This window comes from Gordonibacter sp., assembly GCF_036667095.1.
Taxonomy (GTDB): Bacteria; Actinomycetota; Coriobacteriia; order Coriobacteriales; family Eggerthellaceae; genus Gordonibacter.
Window position 1 is genome coordinate 1 of record NZ_JAVWUP010000181.1, and the last position, 4852, is coordinate 4852.

Annotated in this window: 4 protein-coding genes; all 4 read right to left on the reverse strand. The window is 57.5% G+C overall.

Annotation, left to right across the window (positions count from 1 at the left end):
• A partial coding sequence (locus RR842_RS11915; protein WP_332729865.1) for an anti-phage BREX system Lon protease BrxL occupies window positions 1-776 on the reverse strand: 776 nt, incomplete at its 3' end.
• Between the two features lie 9 nt (window positions 777-785).
• Window positions 786-3422, reverse strand: coding sequence for a BREX-1 system phosphatase PglZ type A (gene pglZ / locus RR842_RS11920; protein ID WP_332574593.1), 2637 nt, complete (start codon window positions 3420-3422; stop codon window positions 786-788).
• Between the two features lie 3 nt (window positions 3423-3425).
• A complete protein-coding gene (locus RR842_RS11925; protein ID WP_332729866.1) occupies window positions 3426-4520 on the reverse strand; it encodes a Fic family protein in 1095 nt (364 codons plus the stop codon).
• An 11-nt stretch (window positions 4521-4531) separates the two neighbouring features.
• Window positions 4532-4852 (reverse strand): hypothetical protein (locus RR842_RS11930; RefSeq protein ID WP_332729867.1); only part of this gene is annotated, 321 nt, incomplete at its 5' end.

Consider the following 4852-nt stretch of genomic DNA (forward strand, 5'->3'; position numbering starts at 1 on the left):
TCGCACACATTGTAGTTGCGCTCGATGAGCGGAACCATTCGCTCTAGGAAGTGAAACTTCGTCCTCAGCTCCATGCCCGCCGGCTCGTAACCCGCGCTGCGAAGGAGCATATCTATCCATTCCTTCGTTGAGAAGTTCGGTCGTTGGCCGATTATCGAGTCGAGGTCAAGGCTGGGCATCTGGATGGGGTTCAGGTTGGCGACCTTGAACGGGTTGTCTTCGGGTCCTGCATTCTTCTTCGATGCCTGGCGGGGCTTCTTTTGCTCGCCGAAGATGTCGGCCAGCTCGTCTGCCAGACCATCATCCAAGCGGAAGTACTCCATCTGGACGATGCACCACATTCCGCCGGAAAGCATCTTGGGGTATTCGCGCACATATTCGTCGGGCATTACCACAGGATCGATTGAGAGATTCGAGAATGTCGCCACGTGGATGTCGCGGTATTCGTCCACCTTGGCGGTCACCTTGTCGATGATCGTGTAGGTGCGCAGGTCGCGAATCTTCGATTTGATGCGCTCCGATTCGTCGGCGCGCACGTAGTTCTGAGCCAGGATGCGGCGGATGCGATCGAGTCCCTGCTCGACCGACTCGTTGTCATCGGTGGAGCAGTACATGCCCAGTAGGTACTCGAGCACGAACGTGGGCACGTTCGCCCCGCGCTTCATCAGCGCGGTCAGATCCTTGCGCACGATCTTGCCGGGAAACGCCTCCACGACCTTATGGTCGAGGTCGTCGGTCTCGAGTGCAGGCACCGCGTTGTTCTGAGTTTCTTCCATATCTGTCTCCTACAGCCCGAAGTCGATCGTGGGGGCGAACGCCATGTCGATGGTAAATTCTTCCTTCCAGGCGATGTCGCCCGTGTCCTTGTCTCTGCAAACAAGGTAATAGCGTTCGCCAGGCGGGTATTCCGCGCCGGCCTTGAGCGTAAACATCGGCCGCGACACGCGAGCTCGCTCGTCGAGAGTCGTCATGTCGGCATGCGCCTTTTGGACGTCGGTCACGAGGTTGCCAGCCCCATCGGTCAGGCAAAGCTCGTACTCCGCAGGTAGCACCTTGCCCGAGACCGGCTCCTTCTGGAACAGGTCGACGTGGAACATGGAGCTCGTGATGCGCCGCTTCGTGGAAACAAGCGACATCGCCGCCTTCTCCTGCTCTACCCTGGCTTTCGACTTGATGTTGCGGTTGCGCAGTTCGATGACGGGTACACACACCTCTTGCAGGCTCACGCCGCCGTGCGCATAGTTCTTGTTGCCCGACGCGCTCTTCATCCGGATACACTCGCGAAGAGCGAGACCGTAGTATTCCCCTCCATGGATGTCGCGCATGTCCATATTGGCGAGCAACCTGTTGTCGATGCTCTCACGCGAGAGTATATGCCTGCGATGCAACTTCACGTCGTTTCCGCCGACATCGGCTTTCGACACCTTGTCCTGTTCTTTTAGCGGTCCACGCGTGTAGATGAACCCGTGGTCCGCGGTGATGATGACGCGATTGATCTTCAGGTCGTTGACCGCGATCTTGCAGAGCGCGACCAGCTCGTCGACCGTATCGCCGCAGGCCTTGAAGACGCCATGCTCGAGTTTCGGCTTCTCACCGGTAGAGTCGATCTTGTCTTGATAGACGTACACGAGCGGGGCATCGCCCACGAGCTCCTTGCGTGCGGCGCGGTTTCCGGCACGCAGGTTTTCCGAGAGCACCGCCCTTGCGCCTGGGACTGCACCCTGCAGAACGGCCTCTCTGTCTGGCGTGCTTTTTGTCGGTCTGCCATCTATGGAAACTTGACCGTCGTCCCACGAATAGGAAATCTCTTTGTGTGGGAGCAACGCCGCCATCCCAAACTCTGTAACCGAAGGAAATGACGACTGGAACGCGTCCAGAGAGAGGGTGCCCTTCGTCTCCTGCTCGAGCCTGCGAGCAAGCTCGCGACCGACCTCGTAGCGCATGCCGTCGGCTATGATAACCAGCGTACGCTTGTATTCCTTAGCGTCGCGATACGGATAGTTCTGGAAGAAATCGCGCTGAACTTCGATTCCTTTTGCGAAGCCGCACTCGCCCCAGTCGGACTCGGCACAGTTTATCCAGCAGGTGTTGACACGGGGCAGGAACCAGTTCACGTACACGTTCTCGACTCGCTCCGCCAGGCGCTCGGCAGCATCACGCAGTGCGTCGGGGATGTCGTCGGTGTTGAGCAGGCAGACGTCCAGCGCCGTGCAGAATGCGCGGTACGCCGCGTCCATGGCGCACCAGTCCGTCGTATACGCCTTCCAGACATCTGCAGGCTTGGTCGCATGAAACCCTTGTGAGTGGTCTCGGTAGAACCCCTCAGTGTCTGCGGCGGCGGAAAGAAGGTCAAAGAGGCCTTCCACGCGCCTGTACCATTTCAGATCCTTGCGCTTCTGACGCGTGCTGAGGGCCTCGGATCTCCTGTCGGATCCATCAGCCAAGCTTGACATCAGCTTAGCCAGAATCACTTCGTTCGTGCAGGGGAAGACGTCGGTGTCGATGAGAGCTGACACCTCCGCGCCCGCAAGGCGTTCGGGAATATTGAGCTCTGCCTCGACATTTCTTGCAATCTCGTAGAGAGTCTCACGGTTTGACTGATTGCTCATCCAGTCGCGAACTATATTCAAGCAGAAGCGGGAATAAGGCTTGGCTATATGTGCTTCGTAGCCAGAGAGCAGTTCCTCGGGCAAGGTGCAGGATGCTGCGGAGATCAGCAGATGTTCGGACAGCTCGGTCTCCGACACGATATCGCCTTCGTAGCCGAGGCGTTTTTTAAGAATTGACGACAGAGCACCCAAAGCGTCGAATAGCTCCAAATCAGCGATCACGAATTCTGCGCCGGAATCATGCAAAGCGCACAGGTATGCTTGCGCGATGTCTTCCACTCTGGCAGTTGCGGCCTTCAGGATGACCGAGACGATTCCGACCGCCACGTCGGCGGCAGTGTTGGTCTCGGGCATTCTGCTGAGATATGCTGCCCTTCGGTCGGCTGCGCCGAAGAACTTCTCGAACTGCGCGACAGCGTCTCTCGCGGCATTGCCCGCATTTATATCGCCGAGCAACATGGATGCCTTGTCGGCCTGGAAATGCTCAGATACAAGCTCAATGTCAGCCAACCAGTTCCCCTCGAGCCCGCCCTCTGAGAAATCGCGCGGTCTACGCGTGTAGATGAGGAAGTCGTCTGAGGACTGATCCCTCAGAATCTTCTTCTTGAGTTCGAACTGAGATCCGTCGTCCGCCTTCGCGAAAACGAGTGCCCGAGCGAGCTCGCACCCTATGCCCTCCTGCGTCAGCCGGTCGAAGTCCTCCTCGAAAGACCCCGCGACGTCATGCCAGAATACGACGCGTCTAGCTTCGCCACTGGACAGGGGCTGCTTCAGGGCATCCTGTATAAGCTGAATTGCATTGAGATCTGCCATTGATTAGCTACCCTCCCCGGCTTTATGCCGCTTGATTGAGTATCTTCTGCCGCTGCTCTTGCCCTGGGCTTCTATCAGCTCGAGGTCAACCAGATGTTTGTTGATGCGCTGCAGCGAGCGGAGCGGAATCTGCAGCCTCTCAGACAGTTCCGCCGGACGTGACGGTCCATGTTCATGCAGGTATGCCAGAACCCGGCGTTCAGGTTCGGCCAGGTTGTCAAGTACATCAGCCAACTCCGGCCAACTCTGGCCAATCTCGGCCAGAGTACCTGTGGCATCTTTGCTCGCCCCTGTATCCCCCGTGGCGCTTGCCACTACGCAAGGGTCGCTTGCGGAGCCGGCTTCCTCGAGCGCGTTCACGAAAAGTCCGAGCATGAACTCCACGAACCCGGAGGAATCCGTCTGCGCGTCCGCGGCACCGAGTGCGTCGTAGTAACCCTGTTGGTTCTTCTGGATGAGTTCCTCTACGGGCAACCAGTAGAACACGTGGTTCCACTGCCCCAAAAGCGCTGTATGCCAGAATCGGCCCATGCGGCCGTTCCCATCCTGGAAGGGATGAATGAACTCGAACTCGTAGTGGAACACTGCGCTCTTGACCAGTGGATGAAACGTCGACTCCCCATACCACGCGATGAGGTCACCTATCTGTCCGGCAACGAACTCCGCCGGGGGAGCCATATGCACAAGCCGGTCACCATCGAAAATTCCAACTCCCTGAGTTCGGAACCTGCCCGCCTCATCAGCAAGGCCGTTCATCATGGCGCGATGGGTATCGAGCAGGGCTTTCACGCTCATCGGATCGGCGTCAACAAGGAGATCGTATGCATTAAAGGCATTCTTCACCTCGCGGATCTCGCGCGGGTCACCTAGCACGCGCTTTCCATCGAGAATCGCCGTTACCTGCCCCAATGTGAGCGTGTTGTGCTCTATAGCCAATGACGAATGGACAGTGCGTATGCGATTCTGGCGGCGCAGGTGGACGGAATGGTCGCCCTGCATCATCACCGATGCCCTGCCCAGTTCGTAGGATGCACGCGAAACCAAGTCGACGATTACATCATTCATCGTGAAAGGGGGTTTGTATTCTGATTCGCTCACGGTATTCCCCCTTACTTGATTTCAGCGAGAACGTCTTGGAACAGGGCGTAGTTGTGCTTGACGCCGTCATCAAGGTCGATTTCAATCATCTGGTCGGCCAAATGATGAACCTTCTCCTCGTATGCGTTTGTCTCTGCGAGCTGCTCCGATATCTTCTTGTGCTTTTTGCGCAGCACCGCCTGCTCACGCATGTCTGCTGTCTGCATCGCCTCGTCGATACGTTCAAGCTGATTCCGATAGCGTTCCTGCTGAGGATGCACATATTCCGTGCGCAGACGAGCCAGAAGGTCGGGAGTGTAGCGATGCATGTAAAACAGCGCCCGAAAACCGCC

What these genes read in the sequence shown, in the direction of transcription:
- pglZ (WP_332574593.1), bottom strand. Translation starts at nt 3,422, where the DNA reads ATGGCAGATCTCAATGCAATTCAGCTTATACAGGATGCCCTGAAGCAG.